Consider the following 21,680-nt stretch of genomic DNA (forward strand, 5'->3'; position numbering starts at 1 on the left):
CCCCGGCGGAGACCCCGTGGGATAGTGGAACGGGGTCGAACCGACATCGAACGGGGTGGCCGGATCCTGGCGCCCCCTGTCGGGGGGTGGAGCACCCATGAAGGGCACGAGGAGAAGCTGCGCGGCCGAGGCCCCGCTCGCGTTGCTCGCGACGGGCCTGCTCGCCGCGGGTCTGCTGGCCGGCGCCGGTACGGCGACGGCCTCGACCGCGGCCCCGACGGGGGTCCGGGCCCCGGCCGCGGCCTGCACCAGCGGGCAGCTCACGGCCGACAGCGCGCAGCGGACGGGGTCCAACGGGGTGCGGGTGACCGTCACCAACAAGGGCCCCAAGCCGTGCACGCTGAAGGCCTTCCCGACCGTGGGCCTCGCGGGCCAGGGCTCGCCCGGCAGCAACAAGGGGCTGAGCGTGGTCCGCCAAGGCCAGGCGCGCACCGTGCAGTTGCCGGTGGGCGGCACGGCCACGACCACGCTGACCTTCACCCCGGTCCTCGGCGAGGCCGACGGCTACTGCGCGTCCGGCGGGACCCCGACCGTCGCCCCCACGATCGTCGTGGGTGTCGCGGGCGGGGGCATCCAGCTGGCGCCGGACGACGGCGGCGACTTCGCCCTGTGCGGCAACAGCGTGCGCGCCACGGCGTTCCGCTGACGCCGTCGGCCGGGTCCGTCGGGCGGCGGCCCCGGCCTGTGCGGTGACACGGCCGGTGCGGTGACACCGCCGGTGCGCCCGCACCCGGTGCGTCAGTCCACCACCAGGTCGGCCCGGTGGCGCCCGGCCTCGATCAGCCGGGCGTTGGCCTCGTCCGAACGGGAGACCCACCGGGCCGCGTCCGCCTCGCTGCGGCCGTGCCGCACGTGCCGGGCGACGAGGCGGCGTACGCGCAGGCCCTCGTCGGGAGCCAGGTACCAGGTCTCGTCCAGCAGGGGGCGCAGCCCCGCCCACTCCCCCGTCTCGTACAGCAGGTAGTTGCCCTCGGTGATCACCAGCGGTACTCCGGGAGGCACCGCGATGCTGCCCGCGACGGGCTCCTCCAGTGCGCGGTCGAAGGCCGGGGCGTAGACCACCTCGGGGGCCGCCGCGCGCAGGCGCCCGAGCAGGGCCCGGTATCCGGCGGCGTCGAAGGTGTCCGGTGCCCCCTTGCGGTCCGTGCGCCCCAGCCGGACCAGTTCGGCCTGGGCGAGGTGGTACCCGTCCATCGGTACGACGACGGCCCGTTCGGGGCCCAGCGCCCGCGCGAGCCGGGCGGCCAGGGTCGACTTCCCCGCTCCCGGCGGTCCCGCGATGCCGAGGATCCGCCGTCCGCCCGTGGCCGCCAGGGCCCGGGCCCGGTCTTCCAGTTCCGCCCACTCCATCCGCGTATCGTGCCATCGCGGGGCGGGTGGCGGGGAGCCCCGGGGCGGCCCTTGGCCGGGCGCGCTTCACGCCGTCACGCGCTCACCACGGGGACGCCCTCCGGGCGGCCGACGAGGAGGGCTGCGATGTGGTCGGCGCAGTGCAGGGCGGCGGTGCTCATGGCGCTCCGGGTCATCCCGGCGACGTGCGGGGTCAGCAGGGCGTTCGGCAGGCCGAACAGCGGGGACGCGAAGGCCGCGTGCTCACGGGCGAAGGTGTCGACCGCCGTGGCCGCCAGGGGGTGCCCGGGGTCGCGCAGGGCGTCGGCCAGGGCCTGTTCGTCCACGATCCCGCCGCGGGCGGTGTTCAGCAGGATCGAGCCGGGGCGCATCGAGGCCAGCTCCGCCCGCCCGATCATCCCCCGGGTCTCCGCCGTGAGCGGCAGGTGCAGGGAGACCACGTCGCTGGTCGTGAGCAGGGCCGTGAGGGAGCGGACCGGGCGGGCCGGTGGTGTCCCGGCCCGGTGCTGCCGGGAGAGGCCCTGGACGTCCATGCCCAGGGCCGCCGCCCGCTCGGCCAGCGCCGAGCCGGTGCGGCCCAGGCCGGCGATGCCCAGGGTCAGCTCCGAGAGCTGCGCGGCCGGAGCCGCCGGGGCGCGCCAGACGCCGCGGTGCGCGGTCGCGTTGTGGGCCGGCAGGTCGCGGGTCAGGGCGAGGAGCTGGGCCAGCGCGAACTCGGCGACGGCGCCCGCGTTGGACCCGGGGGTGTGGGTGACGGTGACTCCGTGCCGGGCGGCGGCGGGCAGTTCGACGTGGTCGAAGCCCGCCCCGGCCCGCCCGATCACGCGCAGTGGGCGGGCCAGCGCCGGATCGGTGGCGGCGGCCAGGAACCGGGCGCGCAGGGGCACTCCGGCGCGGGACTTGAGGGCGTCGTAGCCCTCTCCCCCGCGGACGGTCGCGGCGGTCAGGGCGGACTCGTCGAAGGCGTCGAAGTCGGTGAACTCCATCCGGTCGCCCCAGGCCTCGCGGGTGCCCGTGTGGTCGGTGACCCTGCGGAGGTTCAGCGTGATCTCCAGCCCGTGTCCGAGCAGGCGGTCGAGCTCGCGCGCCATCAGCTCGCCGGGCGCCGCGTCGAGCAGCAGGATCCGTGCCTTGTGCATGTACGTTTCCCCTTCCCCGTCCGCCTGCCCTACGGCGGCCGCACCCCCGCGGGAGGGGCCGCCGGCCCGGTCGGCCCCGGCTCAGCCCAGCAGGGCGGCCACCGGTGACAGGGGCTCCCACTGCGGGTCCCGGCCCGTGAGCCGGTCGGTGACGCGCCGCCAGGCCTGCGGGTCGTTGCCGAGGCGGGTGGCCACGAGGCGGGTGAGGGCCGTCAGGGCCGCGTGTGCCTGCTCGGGGGCGTCCGTACGGCGGGCCGCGCCGCCGAGGTAGGCCAGCATCAGCGCCGCCGGGGCCGCCACGTGCAGCAGGTCGACGCCGGTGAGCATGCCGGAGGCGAGCAGTCCGTCGAGCTGGGTCGGCAGCGGGCAGTGGTACATCCCGCCCAGCCCGTACCGGGCGCGGGCCCGGGTGAGCTCCGCGCCGTCGGGCAGGCCGTCCGGGCCCGGCTCCCGTACCAGGGCGGCGTGGCGCAGGCGCAGTCCGGCCGGGGCGGAGGCGCTGTTGACGACCCACTCCCAGTTCGGGAGCGGCTCCTCGGCGTGGGCGGCCTCCACGGCCTCCCAGTCGATGCCGCCGGGCACGGTGGCCGCCCCGCCCGGGGCATGCCAGGCGGGACGGTCGCGCCGCAGCCGCGTGATGAACTTCGCCGGGGCCAGTTCCCGGGCGGCCCGGGCCCGGAGCACGGCCGCCGGGTCCGCGGAGGCCAGCGCCTTCGCGCACAGGGTGGCCGCCGCCTGGCCGAGCAGATCGCGCCGGACGAAGGCCGCCAGCCGGTCGGCGCCGCCGTGTTCGAGCAGGTTCACACAGCCGAGGACCTGCTGGAGGAGGCTCAGGTCGCGGTCCCTGACGAAGACCTCCTCGATCAGGTCGGGTTCGGTCGAGTGCAGCCAGAGGGCGCCGCCGAACAGTCGGCCGGACGGGTCCTTGCGTGCCTCGGCCAGCACGAGCGCGCCGACCGACGCGGTCCGCTCGCCGGACGTGCCCCGGGGGCGGGAGCGGGCCACGATGCGCCGGCCCGTCGGTGTGGTGCTGCCGTAGCGCAGGAGGGTGAGGTCCACCTCGGGGTCGTCGAGGTCGGCGAGCAGTACGTCCGCGCCGGCCTCCAGTCGGCGGGTGCGGGCGGCGAGGACGCGCAGGGCGTGCGGATCGCGTCCGGCCAGCAGTCGGCGGAAGGCGGTACGGGGGGTCCGCTCGTGGCGCGTCAGGTACGCGGCGAGCAGCCAGGGCCCGTCGGGGCCGAGCCGGGGCAGGACGGCGTCGACGGTGTCGGCGTCGGCCAGGCAGAGCAGGGTGCCGATCGGCCAGGTCCAGCGGTGGTTGCCCACCCCCACGAGGTGGATGGCCTCCTCCGGGGTGGTGGGGCGGGGGGTGGCGGACTTCGGGTCCTCCAGCGGCCGGTACGCGGGGTTCTCCGTGAGGGCGTCGGCCGGTCCTGCGGAGAGTTCCAGCAGCTCCGCCCAGGTGGGTCCGTCGGCCGACCGGGGATCGGCCGAGCCGGCGGCGGCCGACGCGGTCTCGGCCAGCCGCAGCCAGGCGTCGGGGTCGGTGCCGAGGGCCGGGCGCAGCAGGCGTCCGACCGCGGCCGGCCAGGCCGCGGCGAAGGCGAAGCGGCGCCAGTCGTGGGGGAGGCTGAGCAGGCGGCGGGCCGGCAGCAGGTTGGGGAGTTCCTCGGCCGGGAGGAGCCCCTGGGTGTAGGCCATGTCGATGGGTGCGGCGGTGGAGCCCCAGCTCTGGGGGAGTTCCGCCCGGACCTCGGCGGGGTCTGGCGCGGTGTACCAGGAGCCGTCGTGGGGCGACTCGACTCCCTGCTCCGCGCAGGCACGGACGAGCCATCGGGGGGTGGTGAGACCGGGGGCCTCGTCCTGCCAGTGGTGGGCCAGGAACCGGAGCACGCCGGGGTCGGTGGGGTCCGGGACCTCGTCGGGGGCGGCGGCGAGGGAGCGCAGCAGGTCGAGGGCCGCGAGCGCGGCCCGCTCCTCCCGCCGCTGCGGCACGGCGGGCGGTTCGGCGCCCGGGGCCGCTGGCCGGGCGGTCCCGGACTGCGCCCCGGACCCCGTTCCGGCCCCGGCCGTGGCCGTGTACTGCGGGTCGTCCTCCGGGGCGGGAGCGGCGGGCGGTGTGGCGCCCGCCTCGGTGATCAGGGCCTGGAGGGTGCCCTGGTGGGCCGGGAGCAGGGTGTCCAGGGCGGCCCAGGCCTCGGGGCGCTCGCCGAGGTGGGTTGCGGCCAGCTCGCGCAGGGCCGCCGGTGCCGCGTCGCCGAGCCGTCCCCGGCCGGCCAGCCGGGTCAGCGCGGCGAGGGCGTGCACGGCGGGGTGTGCGGTGCGGACCAGTTCGACCGGGTCCAGCAGCCCGGCGGTGACCATGCCGTCCGCCCAGATGGCGGCGTGGGCGTCCAGCGGTTCGCGGGCGAGCCGCAGCTCGGGCGGGTGCGTGTTCCCGGACCGGCGGCCGCCCGCGCGCCAGGGCTCGTTGAGGACGCTGAGCCGGAACGAGAGGCGCTGCTCGTCGCTCGCGTCCTCGTGGCGGGCCAGTTCCTCGCACGCCTTGGGCATGAACGGGGTGGCCGCGTGGGCCCCGGCCAGGGCGGGCAGGTCGTGCGCGTACGGCTCGGCGAGCAGGTCGCGCAGGGTGCTGGTGCCGCGGGCGGTGGCCAGCAGGGCCGGGAGCCGCGAGGGGTCCCCGTAGGGCTCGCACCCCTCGCGCAGGCGGCGCAGCGCGACGCCGTCGTCCGCCGCGGCTTCGGCGGCGAGCGCCTTCTCGACGGCCGCGACGACGGGGATGCTCAGGCGCCACGCGATGGACCGCTCGTCGAGGATGGCGCGCACCGCCGCCGGTCCGGCGCATTCCCACACGCGGACGAGCGCGTACCGCTGGACGACCCCCCGCCCGTCGACGAGCAGCAGGGCGCGGGCGGTCAGCTGCGGGTCACCGGAGCCGAGCAGGGGCGTCAGCCAGGTGGCCGGCGGGTGTCCCTCGGGGTCGGTCAGGTCGGCCCGCAGGTCCGCGTCCATCGGGACCCGGTCGAGGCCGTGGGCGAGGGTGCGGCGCAGGGACTGGGTGCAGCGCGGGTTGCGGTAGACGACCGCGCCGAGCCGGGAGTCGCCCACCGCGAGCAGCCGCCCGAGCACCCGGGGGTCGATCCGGCTGTGGCGGCCCAGGGCGGTACGGGTCCGGAGGTCCCCGTGCTCGGTGACGGCGGCGGTGAGGCCCGGACCCGGGAGCGAACCGGTGGAGAGCAGCGCCTCGACCGTCCGGTCGGGCAGGGCCGTCAGCGCGGCGGCCGCCTCCTCGGGGGCGGCGTGCTCCAGCAGCAGGGCCAGGGTGGCGTGGACGCTGCGGGGCACGGGCGGGCGGACCCCGCCCGGTCCGTCCGCCGGTGCGGGGCCGGGTACGTCCGCCAGCAGGCCCGGGAGGGTGCCCCGGTGGGCGGCCAGCGCGTCGTGGAGGCCGCGCCAGCGGTCGGGGCGGCCCGCGAGGTGTGCGCGTATCAGCTCCCGCAGACGGAGGGCGACTTCGCCGTCCGGCCCGCCCGCCGCGGCGACGCCCGCGCCGACCGTACGCGCGGGGCGTGCTTCCTCGACCACCCGGAGCGCGGCGCCGCCCGGGGGCACGGGCGCGGGGGTGGTCGCGGTGGGGGGCGCGAGGAGGCCCCGTACCACGTCGGCGGTCGAACTTTTCTGCGAGTTGCTCATGATCGCCATGCTAGGACGGGGGTCCGACAACGGGTCTGCGCCGACGACCGCTCAGCCGATGAGCGCCTGGGTGATCTGACGGGTGGTCTGGGCGGCGATCCGGGGGCTGGTGGCGGCGTAGGCGGTGTGGGCGTTCAGACCGGTGGCCAGGGCCCAGCCGCGGCCCCGGGCCCAAGTGGCGTCGTCGACGCCGAGCGCGGTGCGGAAGGCGTGCCGGCTGCGGGGCGACATCAGCGTGAAGGCGATGGTGAGGTCGGGGGCGGGGTCTCCGGTCCCGAGGCCGCCGAAGTCGATGACGGCACCGATGCGGCCGCCGTTGGTCAGGAGGTTGCCGGTGTGGAAGTCGCCGTGGAACCAGACGGCGGGGCGGTCCCAGCCGGGGGCCTCGATCGCGGCTTCCCACAGACGGGTCATCGCCCTCGCACCGAACCGGTCGCCGGTCGCGGCGATGGCCTCCCGCGTGTCCCGGTCGCGATCGCCGAGGGGTTCTCCGGTGAGGTCCGCCCGGCCGTCGGCCTCGGACGCGTCCGGCGGGGCGCAGCTCTGGAGGGCCCGGAGGAACCCGGCGAGGCGGACGGCCGTCTCCGTCGAATCGCCGAGGGCTTCGACCGTCGCCACCTCGCCGTCGATCCAGCGGGACACCGCCCACGGCCACGGGTACCCGAAGGCGGGTTCACCGACGGCGACGGGCGTCGGGACGGTCAGCGGCAGGTGCGGGGCGAGCCGGGGCAGCCACTCGGCCTCCTTGTGCGCCTGTCCGGCGGCTCCCTCGTGGCGGGGCAGGCGGACCGACAGTCCGTCGCCGAGCCGGAAGATCACGTGGTCGGAGCCGGCCGGCCCGACGGGCCGCAGGGGCAGCCGCGCCCACCGGGGGAACCGGCGGTCCACGAGGCGCCTGGCCAGCGTGGCGTCGATCTCGGGAATCCCCGTACTCCTGTTCTGTGGGGTGGTGTTCCACGGCGGCCCCGCCTCCCGCGGGGCCCGTACGGGACATCACACTGCGGGGCGGCCACGCGTGTCGAACGGTTTACCGGCAGGTGGCGGCGGGGCCGGGGCGGCAGGGCGCGCGCGTCCCCCGGCCCACCTGCGGAGTCTTCGGTTCCATGAGGCAGGATGGCAGCTCGCCCCGGATGCGCACACCGTTGCGAACGGGGTCGGCACGCAACACGACCTGACAGGTGACATCGTGACGACACAACACATACGGCGAGCGGCGGCCACGGCGCCGGCTGCGGACGCGCGAGGCCCGGAGGACGTCCGTTGACCCGTGACCTCGTCCTGCACGACTGGGTGGTCGCCGCCATCGCCCTGGCCTCGGGCGGCGTGGCGGGGCTGCTGGTGCGCGCCCTGCTGAAGTGGCTGGCCAAGCACGCCCTGCGCACCAAGTGGACCGGGGACGACCTGATCGTCGACTCGCTGCGCACCCTCGCGCCGTGGGCCGCGGTCATCGCGGGCGTGGCCGTGGCGGTGTCGGCGCTGCCGCTCACCGCCCGGATCGGGGGGCTGGTGAACCAGTCCCTGACCGCCGTGCTCATCCTCATCGCGACGGTCACCGCGGCCCGGGTCGTCGCGGGTCTCGTGCAGTCGGTGGCGCAGTCCCGGACGGGGGTCGCGGCCTCCGCGTCCATCTTCGTGAACATCACGCGGATCGTGGTGCTGACGATGGGCGTGCTCGTGGCCCTGGAGACCGTCGGAGTGTCCATCGCCCCGCTGGTCACGGCCCTCGGCGTCGGCGGCCTCGCGGTCGCCCTGGCCCTGCAGGACACCCTCGCCAACCTCTTCGCCGGTGTGCACATCCTCGCCTCGAAGACCGTCCAGCCCGGTGACTACATCCGGCTCAGCAGCGGGGAGGAGGGGTACGTCGTCGACATCAACTGGCGCAACAGCGTGGTGCGCAACCTGTCGAACAACCTGGTCATCATCCCCAACGGGCGCCTGGCGCGGACCAACATGACCAACTACACGCAGCCCGAGCAGAAGCTGTCGATCCTCGTGCAGGTCGGGGTGGGCTACGAGAGCAACCTGGAGCACGTCGAGGCGATCACGCTCGACGTCGTGGACAGCGTGATGGCCGACATCACCGGCGGCGTTCCGGACCACGAGGCGGCGGTGCGGTTCCACACGTTCGCCGACTCCAGGATCAACTTCACGGTGATCCTGGGCGTGGGCGAGTTCAGCGACCAGTACCGGATCAAGCACGAGTTCATCAAGCGCCTGCACCAGCGGTACCGGGCCGAGGGCATCTCGATCCCCGCCCCCGCGCGGACGGTGTCGCTCCGCCAGGACGGCCCCCAGGTGGCACCCTCCGGGCCGCCCTCGCTCCCGCACCAGCGCGAGGCCTCGTCGGACGCGTTCCTGGCAGACCGGTAGCCGCAGCGGTGTGCGCGACGCCCGGCCCCGGGGGGTGCTCCCCCGGGGCCGGCGTCCGTTGCGGGGCCGGAGCGGCGCGGCGGTGCGGTCCGGGCAGGCGGTCCGGGACGAGGGCGCGATTCAGCGCTGCGAGAGCTCCGAGGGCGCTTCCTGGACCGTCCAGCCGTTGCCGTCCGGGTCCTCGAACGACATGAAGGAGTTCCAGGTCTCCCCCTTGCCGTCCGCCCAGCCCGTCGCGCCGATGTGGCGGACCGGGGACACGTCCACGCCCCGGGCCACGAGCTCCGCGCGGGCCGCCTCGATGTCCGTGACGCAGAGCTGGAGCCCCTGGAGCGTGCCGGGGGCCATCGCCTTCGTGCCGGGGGCGGCGGGCATGCCCTGGAGCATGGCGATCGAACAGCGGGAGCCGGGCGGGGTGAGCTGGATGACGCGCACGCCGGGTGCCACCTCGCTGTCGAGGTCGACGGTGAAGCCGACCTGGTCGGCGTAGAACTCCTTCGCGCGGTCCAGGTCGGTCACGGGGACCGGGACCACTTCCAGCGTCCAGTTCACGGGGATCTCCTCACACGCGTGCGTCGGTCGGCGGTGTCGCCGGGGCCACGTCGGGTCCAGCCTCGCGCAGCGGGTGGCGGACCCGCACGCCGCAACGCCCTTGCGCGGGAGGGAAGGAGGGGTATCGGCACCGGTGGTCACGATTGGGTGGAGACCGCCACAGAACCGGATGCCCGTTCCTATGATGTTGCTCCTTTAACCAAATCCACGCGATCAACTTCAGGTGGGGGCACGGATGTACAGCGCGAAGAGCGGCCGGGACAGAGCCACGGCGACGGCGAACGGCCGCGGGGCGGGGCGGCGGGCCGGGCGGATCCGGCTCGTGTTCGTCGGCCTGTTGGCGGCGGGCGTCGCCGTCGCCTGCGGACCCGCGGAGGGCGGCGGTCCCGCCGTACCGCCGCCCCTCGCCTCGGCGTCCCCGACGGCGACCCCCTCCCCCACCGCGTCCCCGACGCCGACTCCGACGCCGACAGCGCTGCCGAGCCCGTCCGCCACCACCGCCGCCCCGGACGCGAAGGCCCCCGACTCCCCCGCCCCGACCCGGGCCGCCACCCAGCCCGCGCCGAAGCCGACGACGAAAGCGCCGACCACGGCGCCGGAGCAGCCCGCGAAGGCCGACTGCGAGATCGTCTCCAACGCGGGCAACTGCTACAACGCGGGCCAGTTCTGCCGCAAGGCGGACGTGGGACGCTCCACGCACGCCGGGAACGGCCGCATGATCTCCTGCCGGCAGGACGGCGGCCAGCCGCGCTGGGGCTACTGAGCCCGGCCCCGGCGGCGGTCCGGATCCCGGACCGCCGCCGGGACGACGCCCCGTCGGAGCGGCCCGTTCGCCCCGGGGGATCCGGGGGATCCGGGGCCGGGCCCGCGGCGCCCCGGGGGATGATCGACCCATGAACGAAATCATCCTGATGTCCGACCCCAGGGTCTCGGCCGTGCCCGTGGCCGAATGCGGTGAACCGCTGGTGGACGTGCGCGCCGGGGGCTCCTTACTGGTCGATTCCCGGAAGCAGGACCCCGCAGGGGCCTTCGCCATGCTCCGCGAGGGCGTCCTCGACCGCCTCCTGGCGGCCCAGCGCGCCCTGCCCGCGGGAACCCGGCTGCTGTTCGTCGAGGGGTACCGGCCCCCCTCGCTCCAGCGCCGGTACTTCGAGGAGTACGCCGCCGCCCTGAGGGCGGAGCACCCCGACTGGGCCCTGGCCACGGGCGCCGCCTCGGCCCCCTACGGCCCCCACGGGGCGGCGTAGGGGGCCGAGACGGGCGGATGCCGTCCCGAGCGGGTTCCGAATCGCCTGGACGGCGTAATCTGGTCGAAAGGTTGCATACGGCGCGCGCCAGGCGCGCCGTACCGCGCCTCGTACCCGCTCGCACGGGCCAGGGAGGCGGCGCGTGACCGATCCGTTCGGCTTCCTCAGGATCCCCCGCAAGGCCGTCGCGGCGCGGCCCGTCGAGGAGCGGCTCGGGGACTGGCGCGAGGTGTACGCGGGCCAGGCGCTGCTGCCGCTTGTCCGCGAGCAGGCCGACCGCTGCATGGACTGCGGCATCCCCTTCTGCCACACCGGCTGCCCCCTGGGAAACCTCATCCCCGAGTGGAACGCCTACGCAGCGCACGGGGACTGGAGCGCCGCGTACGAGCGGCTGCACGCCACGAACAACTTCCCGGAGTTCACCGGCCGGCTCTGCCCGGCGCCCTGCGAGGACGCCTGCGTCCTGACGATCAACGCCGATCCGGTGACCATCAAGAACGTCGAGCAGACGATCGCCGACGAGGGACTGAGGCGCGGCTACATGACCCCCCGCCCGCCGGAGCGGCACGGCGGGAAGTCCGTGGGCGTGATCGGCTCCGGGCCTGCGGGGCTCGCCGCGGCGCAGCAGCTGACCCGGGCCGGACACCGGGTCGTCGTGCACGAGCGGGCCGACCGGATCGGGGGCCTGCTCCGCTACGGCATACCCGAGTTCAAGATGGAGAAGGCCCACCTCGACCGCCGGATCGAACAGATGCGGGCCGAGGGGACCGCGTTCGTGACCGGAGCGGACGTCGGCGGCGCCGAGCGGGCGGACGAGCTGCGCGGGCGCTTCGACGCCCTCGTCGTCGCGGTCGGCGCCGGGGAGCGCAGGGAGCTGCCGGTCCCGGGGCGCGGGCTGCTCGGCATCCATCAGGCGATGGACTACCTGACCTGCGCCAACCGGGTGCGCGAGGGCGACTGCGCGGTGTCCCCGGTGACGGCGGACGGGGCCCACGTCGTGATCGTCGGCGGTGGCGACACCGGCTCGGACTGTCTCGGCACGGCCCTGCGGCAGGGAGCGCTCTCGGTGGTCCAGCTCGACATCAATCCGGAGCCGGGGCCCGCCCGCCGTGACGGGGAGCCGTGGCCGGTGTACCCGAAGGTCTACCGGATCTCCCACGCCCACGAGGAGGCCCGTGGGCAGGCCGGGAGCGACCCCCGGCTCTTCTCCTGCGCCACCCTGCGGTTCGAGGGGGACGCCGACGGCCGGGTACGGGCGCTGCGCCTGACCGCCGTCGAACCCGAGGCGCGGCGGCCCATGACCGGGACCGAGCGGGTGATCCCGGCCGGGCTCGTCCTGCTGGCGTTGGGATTCTCCGGCCCCGAGCGGGCGGGCGGGCTGAGCGAGCAGCTGGGGCTGGAGTTCGACGGGCGCGGGAACTTCGCCCGGGACGCGGGATTCGCCGCCGCCGGCGGGCGGGCTCCGGGGGTGTTCGTCGCCGGGGACGCGGGGCGGGGCCAGTCGCTGGTGGTCTGGGCCATCGCCGAGGGCCGGTCGGCGGCCTCGGCGGTGGACCGCTACCTGACCGGCTCGACGGCGCTGCCCGCGCCGGTGGCCGCGCACGACCAGCCCATGACGGCCCTGGGCCGGATGCGGTACGGGGACCTGTAGGCCCCGCGGGACCGTCGGCGCTCAGGGCCGGGTCTCGTACTCGATGTGGTGCCGGGCGGCGATGGGGTTGATCTTCACGGGATCCAGTTCCCCGTCGGTGAGCACGGCGGGGCCCGCCTCGATCAGGTCCTCGACGTAGCACTCCCAGCCACCGGGCGAGGAGATCTGCAGGACGCGCGGGGGCGGGTCGGAGGCCCGGCGCAGGGCGTGCGGGACGCCCCGGGGCAGCAGGGCGAAGGTGCCCGGCGGGGCCGAGTGGGTCCGGTCGTCGAACTCGATGTCGAGGGTTCCCTCCAGTACGTAGACGCACTCGTCGGCCCGGTGGTGGGTGTGCCGCGGGATGTCCCTGGCGAGGGTCACCTCCAGCAGCGACAGCCGCCCCCCGGTGTCGGCCGTCGTGGCCTTGACGGCGAAGGCCGGGGGCAGCGGTACGCGGCCCGGCCGGGCGGCGCCGGGCCCCAGCAGGACGAAACGCTCTGCTCCGGATGCCCCTCGTGCGGACGTGACCTGCTCCGGCATGTCTTCTCCGTGCATGACGCGGACCCTCCTCGCGTGGCACAATGTGAACCGGAATCCGGTTCCGTTTAATGACGGGCCCAATGTACGCGGAGGAGTGGTCGGCTTGTCAACGCCCCCGCCACCGAACGGCGGCCGCAGGCCGCGCGCCGACGCGGAGCGCAACCGCGCCCTGGTGCTGGCCGCCGCCCGCGCCCTGTTCGAGGAGCACGGCGAGGAGGTCCAGATGCCGGAGGTGGCCCGGGCAGCCGGGGTCGGCATCGGCACCCTCTACCGGCACTTCCCCTCCAAGCAGGCCCTCGTGGAGGCGGCGGCGGAACAGCGGTTCGCCGAGATCCTCCGGCTCGCCCTGACCGACTGCCTGAGCGAACCCGAGGAGGGCCGGGGGCTGGCCCGGTACCTGCGCCACGTCGGGGGGATCCTCGCCGAGGGCCGGGGCCTGACGGCCTCCGTCGCGGCCGCCGTGGGCTCCTCGGCACCCGGAGGGGAGACGCTGCGGCACCTGGAGGACGCCGTCTCGGCCCTGATCGAGCAGGGGCGGACCGCCGGCACCCTCCGGGACGACCTCACCGTCGCCGATGTGTACATGATCGTCGGCGGACTGTCCGGGATCATCCGGACGGGGAGCGGGGACTGGCACCGCTTCCTCGACCTCGCCTTCGACGGCCTGCGCCCGCGCGGGGCCGGGCCGACGGGCCGCGACGGCTCCCGCTGACGCGGGTTCCCGCCGGGGCGCGCCGGGCGGGTCTCAGCGGGCGGTCGGGGAGCCCGCCGAGGGGGTCGCCGGGGCCTGGGGCTTCGAGTGGGCGCCGTCGCAGAGCAGGGTGATGACGACCTGCGCGGTGGGGAACTCCGCCGCGGCGGAGCCGGTGAGCTCGGTGGTCGCGGTCCAGTTGGCCTTGCGGAGGCCGAGCATGCCCTCCGCGGGGGCCTGGGATTCCTTCCAGCCGTGGCCGGAGCGGGCGCGGGCGAACCCGGACCGCAGGGCCGCGTCCGCCGTCGCCGAGGGGTACTCGGCCCCCAGGGTCTCGTGGCACTCGATCGGGCTCATGTTCTGCGGCATCCGACGCACCGTCACCCCCTCCTCGGCCATCGCCGCCGTCAGGTCGGCCACGGCCTCGTCCGCGGCCAGCGGCGGGCCCGAATACCTCGGGGGCAACGGCCCCAGGTCCTGGAGGGGGGCGCCGCAGGCCGTCGCCGCCGCCATCACCAGCACCGCGGGCACCCAGCGCCCTCGCCCCCGTCGCACGTTCCCGCCCGTCCTCTCCCCGCCGTCCCGGCCGCCCAGTCTCGCACCAGCCCGCCTCCCCCGCCCCACCGGGTCCCCCGGCCGGGGGCGTTCACCTTCCGGCGGTGATCGCGATGCCGTTCGGGACGCGCCGTTCCTGGCCCTGCTGGAGGTGGTTGCGGACGGCGACCGTCCCGGTCGCGCGGTCGCGGACGGCGAGGGTGGAGGAGGCGCCGCCGTCCATGTAGAGGCCCTCGACGCAGCCGAGCGAGCGCAGTACGTCGGCGAGTTCACGCACGGTCAGGCCGGTGGAGGTGCCCTCCCGGCCGTCGGTGACCAGCAGGAACAGCGCGTCCCCGCCCTCGCCGATGCCCACCGCCGAACGGGGCTCCGCGGTCCTCGCGTCCAGGCCCGGCAACGGCCGGTGGCCGCGCAGCACGGTGTGGGCGCCCAGGGCGAAGCGGAAGGGGGCTCCGGGGCCGGAGTCGAGGTCGTAGGAGATCCGGACGCGCGTACCGGGCACCAGGTCGCGGAGCGCCTCCGCGCCCGCCTCCCGGCCCAGCAGGATCTGGGTGTCGGCGTCGACGGGCCCGCTGCCGGGGGTGTCGGAACCGGAGACCACCTCACCCCGGCGGACGGTGACCTCGTAGACCTCCTCCGAACAGGGGGCCGAGCGGCTCTTGTCGGTGCCGCACACCGCCCGTGCCCGGGAGGCGGAGCCCCACTGCGAGGTGAACAGCCCGACGGAACCGACGGGCAGGGCGTACTGGTTGTACCCGCCCAGGGCGAGCCGCCCCGCCGGGGTCTCCACGCGCCCGACCAGCTTCAGCCGGCCGCTGCGCGCCTTGCCGTCGGTGCCCACGCCGACCACGTCCCGCGCGCTGTCCCCCGCCGGGGGCTTCCAGCCGAACCGCTGCCCTTCGGGCACGGCGGCCTTGAGCGCGCGACCGTCCTTCACCTCGGGGCCGGAGGGGGAGCCGGTGGCGGCGATTCCGGGGTGCTGGCTCTCCACCATGTGGAAGAAGTCCCCGTTCATCGCGGCCACGGCTCCCTGCCGCCGCGCCATCTGCGACACCGGCGCCCGGCCGCTGACGGAGCCGGGGTAGAGCAGGTCGGCCCGTACCCCTGGCGTGCGCAGGTCGACTTCGACGAGATGGACGCGGGCGCTGCCGTGCGAGGTGGGGACGGTGAACTCCCGGTAGCCCACCCCGGGCGCCGGCTCCTCGGGGCGGCTCGCCCCGGGCCGGGGCTCCTGCGGGCGGGCGGTCTCGGGGCGGGCCGCCGCCGGGCGGGCCGGGACGGCGGCGAGGCTGACGGCGGCCAGGACCGCGACGGCGGCGAGGCGGGGGAACCTCTTCATCGCGTCATCGTGGGTGATGGTCCGTGAGCAGGCCCGCAGACCCGCCGGGCTCGGGCCCGGTTCACACCGATGTGTAAGGGCGCGGGGGTCAGGGGAGTTCGGCGAGCCGCCCTTCGCCGACGATCACGACGCCGCCGCCGACGCGCACCGTACGGACGTCCGTCCCCTGACCACGGGCGCTGACCGCCATCTCGCCGGGCCGGCCGGTGAAACGCCCCTGCCGCAGCACGGCCCGCTCCCCGTCGCCGAGCCGGCCGTGGCGACGCAGGTACGCCGCCGCGCAGCCCGCCCCGCTGCCGGTGGCCGTGTCCTCCAGGAGGCCGTCGTTGGTCCAGTGCCGCCCTTCCAGCGCCGTGGCGTCCAGGAGGTAGGCGTACGCGGCCCCCAGACGGGCCAGGGGCGCGTCGAGCGGGGTGGCCACGCGGGCCCGGGCCAGCGCGTCGCCCCGGACCGGGACGACCAGGTAGCGCAGCCCGGTGGACACCGTCTCGGGCGGCAGCTCCGGGTCGAGGTCGTCGGCGTCGAGGGAGAACCAGGAGGCGATGGCGGCCCAGGTGGCCGGGTCCGGGCCGTACGGGCGGCGGGGGAACCTGGCGGGGCCCTGGTCCAGGGTGCTCTCGTAGCGGCCCGGTCCCCTGCGGCGGGTGACGGCCTCCACCGTGCGGGACCGCAGCCGCAGGTTCCAGCTGACGCCGTCCGCGGGGGCGGCGTCGGGGGCGTACAGGGCGTGCAGGACGGCCGCGGCGCCGATCAGGGGGTGGCCCGCGAAGTCGAGTTCCCCCGCGAGGTCGAAGACCCGGGCCCGGTGGGTGCGCGGGCGTGCGGGATCCCGTGCGAGGAAGACCGATTCGAAGTGGCGCAGTTCCCTGGTGATGCTCAGCATCCGGGCCGCACCGAGGCCCCAGGCCTCGGGGAAGACGGCGAGGCTGTTCCCGCTGTAGGGGCGGTCGGTGAAGACGTCGACGTGGGTGTAGCGCACGAGGTGCTCCTTGAGGGATGCGGGTGGTGTCAGGGGCGTGCGGCGGGTTCGGGGACGGGCGCGGACCGGCCCGCGCCAGACGGCAGTTCGCGGGCCGTGCGCAGCGGCGAGAGGAGGAGGGGGAGTACGGCGAGGAGCTCGCCCAGTGCCCCGGTCCACAGGGCCGGCCGGGCTCCGAAGTGCTGGCCCAACAGCCCTCCGACGAGCGCGCCGACCGGCATGGACCCCCAGACCACGAAGCGGAAGGTCGCGGTCATCCGGCCCAGGAGCGGTTCGGGGCACAGCCGCTGCCGGTAGGCGACCGAGACCACCTTGAAGGTCATGAAGGCGGTCCAGCCCAGCCCCTGGAGGGCCACGGCCACGGCGAACCGCCAGTCGGCCCGGTAAAAGGGCAGCGCGAGCAGCCACAGCAGACCGCTGACGACCACCGACGCGCACATCGCGCGTCCCTGGCCCCAGCGGGTGGCGATCCGGCCGGTGAGCAGGCTGCCGATCAGGCCGCCCACGGCTTCGGCGGTGAACACCGCGCCGCACAGCAGCGGGGACATCCCGAGGTCCCCGGCGAGGAGCACCAGGAGCATGGAGGCCCCGATGGTCCCGCACAGATTGGAGACGGCGGCGGCGAGGGTCAGTGCCCGCAGGGCCGGGTTCCCGAAGACGAAGCGGAGTCCTTCCGCGATCTCGGCGCGCAGTGTCGTGCCGGGCCGCTCCCCGTCCCGCCGGCCGAGGGGCCGCACCCGCACGAGGAACAGCGCCGAGAGGCCGTAGCTGAGGGCGTCGGCGGCGAGGGCGACGGGCGCGGTGAGGGCGCCGACGAGCGCACCGGCCAGGCCGGGTCCCCCGACCTGGGTGATGTTGCGGCTCGCTTCGAGCCGGACGTTCGCCCGCACCAGCCCGGCCCCGCCCACCAGGCGCGGCAGCGCGCTCTGGGCGGCCACGTCGAAGAAGACCGTGCACACCGACATCCCGAAGGCGACGGCGTACAGCTGGGGGAGCGTCAGCGCGTCCCACCACGCCGCGACCGGGACGGAGAGGAGCAGGGCGGCGCGGCCGAGGTCGCCCGCGATCATCACGGGGCGCAGCGGCAGCCGGTCCACCCAGGCGCCGGCGGGCAGGCCGATGAGCAGGAAGGCCAGGTACTCGGACACGACGAGCATGCCGACCTCGAACGGTGTGGCGCCGAGGGTGCCGATGGCCACGAGGGGCAGCCCGAGCAGGGTCACGGCGGATCCGCACTGGCTCACGGTGTCGGCGATCCAGAGCGGGCGGAAGCCGGAGCCGGGGGCCGGAGCGAAGCGGCGGGGGCGCGGGGCGGCGCCGGGGCGGGGGTGCGTCATGGAGGCGAAGATCACCGGCGCGGGGGCGGCGCGGCCATTGTTTTAGTCTGGGCGGAAAGGTGGCGGCGATCGGGCGTACCGCCGGACGGGGGGCGGGACATGGGCGAGGTGCGGTTCGGAGTGCGGGACGTCGCGGGCGTCAGGTTCGCGATCTCACCGTTGTGGGAGACCGTCACCAGCTTCCGGGCCGTGGCGGATCCGGGGCGCTACGCCGTCCACCTGCCGTGGCTCACCTCGGTACGGGCGCTGCGGGCGGACCGGGCCCTCGCCGCGCGGACCGCCCCCTTGCGGGTGCTGACCGCCGCGGACGGTCCCGGGGAGCGTCCGGCGGCGGACGCGGCGGACTTCCTGACGCCCCCTCCGCGCTGCCCGCTGGCCGAGTTCGAGGAGGAGCTCGCGCTGCTGACGGTCCCCTCGGACGGGGTGCGCGGGACGACCCCGCCAGACCCGGCGGACGCCCTGCGCGCCTGGTGGGAGGCGGCGGTCCGGCCGTACTGGCCGCGCGTCCGGGCCGTCCTGGAGGCGGACATCGCCTACCGCACCCGGCAGCTGGCGGAGGACGGCATCCAGGAGGTGCTCTCCCGGCTCCATCCGGCGCTGCGCTGGACGGGCGACCGCCTGGTCTCCCCGGAGCTGGGCCCGGCGGTCCTCGACCTGGACGGCAGGGGGATCACCCTGGCCCCGAGCGCCTTCGCGGTCCGCTGCCACCTGCTGACCGGGCCCGGACCGACACCGCCGGCCGTCGTCTACCCGGCGCGGGCCGTGGGCACGCTGTGGGAGCGGCGCGGCGCCTCCGGGGAGGGGCTGGCCCGCCTGCTGGGGCGCAGCCGGGCCCTGCTCCTCGCGTACACGAGCTCGCCCGCCACCACGACCCAGCTGGCGGCCCGGACGGGGCTCAGCCTCGGCGCGGTCTCGCAGCACCTCGGGGTGCTGCGGGACGCCGGTCTCGTCACGAGCCACCGCTACCGGCGCGAGGTGCACTACGCGACCAGCGAGCTCGGCGACGCCCTGCTGGCGCGGGCATAGGGTCCTCCCCCGTCCCGGGCGGTGGTCGGCGCCGCGCCCGCCACGGGCGGAGGGCCTCCGGCACCGGCAGGCAGGCAGGCAGGCAGGCGATCGACCGGTGTCCGGGCGAAGACCGGCACGAACAGCAGCATGGCGGCGGTCAGCGCCAGGTGCCCCGTGGTCCAGACCGGGCCGGGGCCGTGGTCCGGGTCGGTGAGCCGGGTCGGTGAGCCGGATGACGCCGTAGGCGAGGATGAGGAGCGGCGCCGTCACGAAGGCGGCCCGTGTCAGAGCCGTCCGGGCGGAACCCCGGGATCGATGAGTCATGAGTCGATCTTGTCCGTGGGGCCGGACCACCGGCATCGGGCAAAACCCCGACCCCACCCCGAAACGGCCCCGAGCCCGCTCGGGGCTCACGCCTCAGGGCTCAGCGCCCGGAGCGGAAGGAAGCACCATGAGCGGCGACACCCCCGCCAAGATCCTCCTGATCGCGACGGACCGCAGGCTCTGGGGGCTGCTCGAACGGCTCCTCGTCGCCGCCGGGTACGTGGTCGTCGACGGCGGGAGCGGCCGGGAGACGGTGGCTCTGCTGGAGCGCGAGGGGCCGGTGGGGCTGGTGGTCTGCGAGCGCACCGGTCCGGGGCTCGACGAGGTGGCGCTGTTCGAGGAGATCCGGCGCGATCCCGGGCACGGGCGGGTCCCGATCCTCGCCCTGCCCCCGGCCGACCCGGAGTGCACCGTACAGGCGCTGAAGGCGGGGGTGGACGAGGTGCTCGCGAAGCCCTTCCATCCGAACGACCTCCTCGACCGCGTGCACCGCCTCGCCGGGAGCGGGCGCGCCTGATCCCGCACCGGGCTCAGACGATCCGCCAGCTCTGGAACGCCGACCCGGCGGTGGCCTGCTGGGTGACGGCGGCTCCGTCCGTGGCGGAGGCCGTGGTCAGCAGGAGCCCGCTCTTCGCGTTCGTCACCGAGGAGCCGCCGTCCGGCAGTCCCGCGATCCGCCAGCGCTGGCCGTCCCCGCCGGTGCAGACCGCCTGGACGACGGCCGCGCCGGCCGCGGCCGAGCCGCCCTCGGTGTCGGCGCACAGCCCGGAGGCCGCGTTGACCAGGGTGTGGGTGCCGTCGGCGGCGGGGGTGAGCCGCCACTGCTGGTTGGGGCCGCCGTGGGGGGTCCAGGTGATCAGCCGGGTGCCGGGGGCGGTGGAGCCCGCCGGGTCGTCCAAGGCCTTTCCGGCGGCCGTGAGGGTGCGGGGGGCCGTCGACGGGGCCTCGTAGACCTCGAACTCGTGGAGGGAGTAGCCGTATCCGGTGCCCCGCCGGGTGCCGAGGACGCGGATGTAGCGGCCGGTTCCGGTCAGGCCGGTGAGGTCCTGGACTCCCCCGGTGCCGGTGGTGGTGGAGTGGATGGTGCGCCAGGTGGCGGCGTCGTCGGAGAGCTGGATCTGGAAGGACCTCGCGTACGCCGCCTCCCAGCGCAGGACGACGCGGCCGACGTCGCGGGCGGCGCCGAGGTCCACCTGGAGCCACTGCGGGTCGGCGTAGGCGCTGGACCAGCGGGTGCCGGGGTCGCCGTCGGTGGCAGCGGCCGCGGGAAAGTCCGGGGTCTCGGTGCTGGAGGCCGTGGTCGGGCGGCCCAGGGCGAGGTTGCCGGGCTGCGCGATCCCGGGCCAGGCCGGGTTGTGGCCGACGGCCGCCACGATCGGGGTGAAGGCGGCGTACGTGGGCACCGGCTTCGGGGAGCCCCAGGTCTGCTGGGCCAGGGCGCGCAGCGGGTACATGATCCCCGCCGCGATCTGCTCCTCGGTCTCGGCGGTGGGGTTGTCGCACCAGACGTGGAGCAGCGATCCGGGGTTCCCGGCGGGGTCGGCGAGGGTGGCGCCGCCCTCGAAGCGGTCGGCGGTCCAGGTCTCGTACATCCACTTGGTGTCGGGTTTGGCTCCGCCGAGGACGTAGTAGGTGGGCGTCCAGGACGCGTTGGCGACGGTGTGCCCGGCGGCGGCGAGCTGCTGCGGGGTGAGGCCGTAGGTGTACCAGTACTCGACGAGGATGCCGGGGTGCGGGGTGAGGGTGCCGTCGCCGGACTTGATGCCGTCGTTCCACATCCTGGTGGTCTTGCCGGCCGCCCGGACCAGGTCGTCCGCCCAGTTGACGAACCCGTAGTAGGTGTCCTTGGCGGTGGCGCCCGCGCCGTAGTGGGCGCGGGCGTAGGCGAGGAGCTGGGGGTACTTGGCGTAGTCGGTGACGTACTCGTCCGCGCCGATGTGCCAGTAGGGGGCCGGGAACAGCGGCAGGTACTCGGTGACGAGGTCCTTGACCAGAGCGTACGAGGCGGGCAGCGAGAGGTCGATGAAGTCGGGGCTGAAGACTCCGGAGGCGCTCTTGAGCCTGAGTTCGGGATGGGCTGCGAGGACTGCGTTCATGTGGCCCGGGGTGTCGATCTCCGGGACGATCGTGACGTGGTACTTGCGGCCCAGGGCGACGAGGTCGGCGATGTCCTGCTTGGAGTAGTGGTCGGTGGAGACGATCTCCGGGTGGGTGGAGCTCTCCAGGCGGAAGCCGTAGGTGTCCGACAGGTGGAAGTGGAAGTAGTTGAGTTTGAGGTAGGCCAGTTCCCTGATGTGCCGCCGCAGCCATTCGACGGTGAAGAACTTGCGCCCCTGGTCGACCATGAGCCCGCGCTCGGCCTTGTCCGGCCAGTCGACGGCGGTGCCGGCGGGCACGGTGGTGGACTGGTGGAGCAGTTGCAGGACGGTGCGGGTCGCGTTGAAGGCTCCGGTGGCGGTGGCGGCCCGCAGGGTGAGGGCCGGTCCGACGGTCATCCGGTAGCCCTCCGGCGGCAGGGCGGTGTCGACCGGGCCGATCCCGATGTCCCCGGCGGCCGGGGTGCCGGTGACCACGGGGACCTCGTGTCCGGTCAGCGCCGTGAGGTCCTCGGCGAAGGTGGCGGCCTCGCCGGAGAGCAGGCCGGCCGCGGCGGGGTCGACGACGATCCGGGCGGCGGCGGTGAAGGCGTAGCCGCCGGTGGCGGACGGGGTCCACTGCCGCAGCGCGGGAACGGTCTGCGGGGCCGCCGCGGCGACCGCGCGGGCGGCGGCGGGACGCGCGTCCGCGGAGGCCCCGTGGGCCGTGGCGGCGGGGGCTGTCAGTACGGACACCGCGCACGCGGTGGCGACCAGGAGTCCGAGCAGGCGCATGGCTGCCTCCAGCCGGGTGGGGCCGCGGAAGACGGGTGCCCAGTGCAGCGTAGCGT

General features: G+C 75.6%; 18 protein-coding genes and 1 pseudogene. 8 read left to right on the forward strand and 11 right to left on the reverse strand.

Features of this window, described 5'->3' with window-relative positions:
* Positions 1–97 precede the first annotated feature (97 nt).
* Entirely contained in the window at positions 98–646 is a 549-nt protein-coding gene (locus SLAV_RS03490; protein WP_078950261.1) for a DUF4232 domain-containing protein, read from the forward strand.
* A gap of 92 nt (positions 647–738) precedes the next feature.
* Here the strand turns inward: SLAV_RS03490 and SLAV_RS03495 are convergent, their stop codons facing one another.
* The 4 genes from SLAV_RS03495 to SLAV_RS03510 form a co-directional block, all read right to left on the reverse strand.
* Positions 739–1,350 carry a nucleoside/nucleotide kinase family protein gene (locus SLAV_RS03495; protein WP_030229081.1) on the reverse strand — a complete coding sequence of 204 codons (612 nt, stop codon included), beginning with the start codon at positions 1,348–1,350 and terminating at the stop codon, positions 739–741.
* Positions 1,351–1,424: 74 nt separating this feature from the next.
* Positions 1,425–2,489, reverse strand: coding sequence for an NAD(P)-dependent oxidoreductase (locus tag SLAV_RS03500; RefSeq protein ID WP_030229079.1), 1,065 nt, complete (start codon positions 2,487–2,489; stop codon positions 1,425–1,427).
* Positions 2,490–2,570: 81 nt separating this feature from the next.
* Complete coding sequence (locus tag SLAV_RS03505) at positions 2,571–6,182, reverse strand: hypothetical protein (protein WP_158740618.1); 3,612 nt, start codon at positions 6,180–6,182, stop codon at positions 2,571–2,573.
* Positions 6,183–6,233: 51 nt separating this feature from the next.
* Complete coding sequence (locus SLAV_RS03510) at positions 6,234–7,070, reverse strand: aminoglycoside phosphotransferase family protein (protein WP_234333538.1); 837 nt, start codon at positions 7,068–7,070, stop codon at positions 6,234–6,236.
* Between the two features lie 372 nt (positions 7,071–7,442).
* Here SLAV_RS03510 and SLAV_RS03515 point away from each other — a divergent pair, with 372 nt between their 5' ends.
* On the forward strand, positions 7,443–8,552 hold the full coding sequence (locus tag SLAV_RS03515) for a mechanosensitive ion channel family protein (RefSeq protein ID WP_030229075.1): 1,110 nt from the start codon (positions 7,443–7,445) through the stop codon (positions 8,550–8,552).
* 120 nt (positions 8,553–8,672) lie between these two features.
* On the opposite strand, the gene SLAV_RS03520 is transcribed toward SLAV_RS03515, so the two are convergent.
* Entirely contained in the window at positions 8,673–9,104 is a 432-nt protein-coding gene (locus tag SLAV_RS03520) for a VOC family protein (RefSeq protein ID WP_030229072.1), read from the reverse strand.
* Positions 9,105–9,339: 235 nt separating this feature from the next.
* Here SLAV_RS03520 and SLAV_RS03525 point away from each other — a divergent pair, with 235 nt between their 5' ends.
* The 3 genes and pseudogenes from SLAV_RS03525 (at position 9,340) to SLAV_RS03535 (ending at position 12,002) form a co-directional block, all read left to right on the forward strand.
* Positions 9,340–9,867 carry a hypothetical protein gene (locus SLAV_RS03525; protein WP_051840709.1) on the forward strand — a complete coding sequence of 176 codons (528 nt, stop codon included), beginning with the start codon at positions 9,340–9,342 and terminating at the stop codon, positions 9,865–9,867.
* A 130-nt stretch (positions 9,868–9,997) separates the two neighbouring features.
* Positions 9,998–10,300 (forward strand): annotated as a pseudogene (locus tag SLAV_RS03530) (M15 family metallopeptidase); the annotation flags it as partial.
* Positions 10,301–10,493: 193 nt separating this feature from the next.
* Positions 10,494–12,002: a glutamate synthase subunit beta gene (locus tag SLAV_RS03535; protein WP_030229065.1), complete on the forward strand. Its 1,509-nt coding sequence runs from the start codon at positions 10,494–10,496 to the stop codon at positions 12,000–12,002.
* A 21-nt stretch (positions 12,003–12,023) separates the two neighbouring features.
* On the opposite strand, the gene SLAV_RS03540 is transcribed toward SLAV_RS03535, so the two are convergent.
* Entirely contained in the window at positions 12,024–12,536 is a 513-nt protein-coding gene (locus SLAV_RS03540) for a cupin domain-containing protein (RefSeq protein WP_234333536.1), read from the reverse strand.
* Positions 12,537–12,624: 88 nt separating this feature from the next.
* Here SLAV_RS03540 and SLAV_RS03545 point away from each other — a divergent pair, with 88 nt between their 5' ends.
* Entirely contained in the window at positions 12,625–13,233 is a 609-nt protein-coding gene (locus SLAV_RS03545; RefSeq protein WP_030229061.1) for a TetR/AcrR family transcriptional regulator, read from the forward strand.
* A gap of 33 nt (positions 13,234–13,266) precedes the next feature.
* Here SLAV_RS03545 and SLAV_RS03550 read toward each other — a convergent pair whose 3' ends face one another.
* From SLAV_RS03550 to SLAV_RS03565, 4 genes are all read right to left on the reverse strand, one after another.
* Complete coding sequence (locus tag SLAV_RS03550) at positions 13,267–13,767, reverse strand: hypothetical protein (RefSeq protein WP_030229058.1); 501 nt, start codon at positions 13,765–13,767, stop codon at positions 13,267–13,269.
* Between the two features lie 91 nt (positions 13,768–13,858).
* Positions 13,859–15,106, reverse strand: coding sequence for a phosphodiester glycosidase family protein (locus tag SLAV_RS03555; RefSeq protein ID WP_030229056.1), 1,248 nt, complete (start codon positions 15,104–15,106; stop codon positions 13,859–13,861).
* Positions 15,107–15,194: 88 nt separating this feature from the next.
* Positions 15,195–16,085: a PhzF family phenazine biosynthesis protein gene (locus SLAV_RS03560; protein ID WP_030229054.1), complete on the reverse strand. Its 891-nt coding sequence runs from the start codon at positions 16,083–16,085 to the stop codon at positions 15,195–15,197.
* A 29-nt stretch (positions 16,086–16,114) separates the two neighbouring features.
* Positions 16,115–17,422, reverse strand: coding sequence for an MFS transporter (locus SLAV_RS03565; RefSeq protein ID WP_078950276.1), 1,308 nt, complete (start codon positions 17,420–17,422; stop codon positions 16,115–16,117).
* A 99-nt stretch (positions 17,423–17,521) separates the two neighbouring features.
* Here SLAV_RS03565 and SLAV_RS03570 point away from each other — a divergent pair, with 99 nt between their 5' ends.
* Both SLAV_RS03570 and SLAV_RS03575 read left to right on the forward strand, forming a co-directional pair.
* Positions 17,522–18,448: an ArsR/SmtB family transcription factor gene (locus SLAV_RS03570; RefSeq protein WP_030229050.1), complete on the forward strand. Its 927-nt coding sequence runs from the start codon at positions 17,522–17,524 to the stop codon at positions 18,446–18,448.
* A 433-nt stretch (positions 18,449–18,881) separates the two neighbouring features.
* A complete protein-coding gene (locus SLAV_RS03575; RefSeq protein ID WP_051840703.1) occupies positions 18,882–19,271 on the forward strand; it encodes a response regulator in 390 nt (129 codons plus the stop codon).
* 13 nt (positions 19,272–19,284) lie between these two features.
* On the opposite strand, the gene SLAV_RS03580 is transcribed toward SLAV_RS03575, so the two are convergent.
* Positions 19,285–21,624 carry a family 20 glycosylhydrolase gene (locus tag SLAV_RS03580; RefSeq protein ID WP_051840700.1) on the reverse strand — a complete coding sequence of 780 codons (2,340 nt, stop codon included), beginning with the start codon at positions 21,622–21,624 and terminating at the stop codon, positions 19,285–19,287.
* Positions 21,625–21,680: the final 56 nt, after the last annotated feature.

Source organism: Streptomyces lavendulae subsp. lavendulae, from assembly GCF_002803845.1.
Taxonomy (GTDB): Bacteria; Actinomycetota; Actinomycetes; order Streptomycetales; family Streptomycetaceae; genus Streptomyces; species Streptomyces lavendulae.

Bases quoted from the DNA above. Each gene is read 5' to 3' on its own strand.
- SLAV_RS03490 (WP_078950261.1), top strand. From the start codon at position 98: ATGAAGGGCACGAGGAGAAGCTGCGCGGCCGAGGCCCCGCTCGCGTTG.
- SLAV_RS03495 (WP_030229081.1), bottom strand. From the start codon at position 1,350: ATGGAGTGGGCGGAACTGGAAGACCGGGCCCGGGCCCTGGCGGCCACG.
- SLAV_RS03500 (WP_030229079.1), bottom strand. From the start codon at position 2,489: ATGCACAAGGCACGGATCCTGCTGCTCGACGCGGCGCCCGGCGAGCTG.
- SLAV_RS03505 (WP_158740618.1), bottom strand. From the start codon at position 6,182: ATGAGCAACTCGCAGAAAAGTTCGACCGCCGACGTGGTACGGGGCCTC.
- SLAV_RS03525 (WP_051840709.1), top strand. From the start codon at position 9,340: ATGTACAGCGCGAAGAGCGGCCGGGACAGAGCCACGGCGACGGCGAAC.
- SLAV_RS03540 (WP_234333536.1), bottom strand. From the start codon at position 12,536: ATGCACGGAGAAGACATGCCGGAGCAGGTCACGTCCGCACGAGGGGCA.
- SLAV_RS03555 (WP_030229056.1), bottom strand. From the start codon at position 15,106: ATGAAGAGGTTCCCCCGCCTCGCCGCCGTCGCGGTCCTGGCCGCCGTC.
- SLAV_RS03565 (WP_078950276.1), bottom strand. From the start codon at position 17,422: ATGACGCACCCCCGCCCCGGCGCCGCCCCGCGCCCCCGCCGCTTCGCT.
- SLAV_RS03570 (WP_030229050.1), top strand. From the start codon at position 17,522: ATGGGCGAGGTGCGGTTCGGAGTGCGGGACGTCGCGGGCGTCAGGTTC.
- SLAV_RS03575 (WP_051840703.1), top strand. From the start codon at position 18,882: ATGAGCGGCGACACCCCCGCCAAGATCCTCCTGATCGCGACGGACCGC.
- SLAV_RS03580 (WP_051840700.1), bottom strand. From the start codon at position 21,624: ATGCGCCTGCTCGGACTCCTGGTCGCCACCGCGTGCGCGGTGTCCGTA.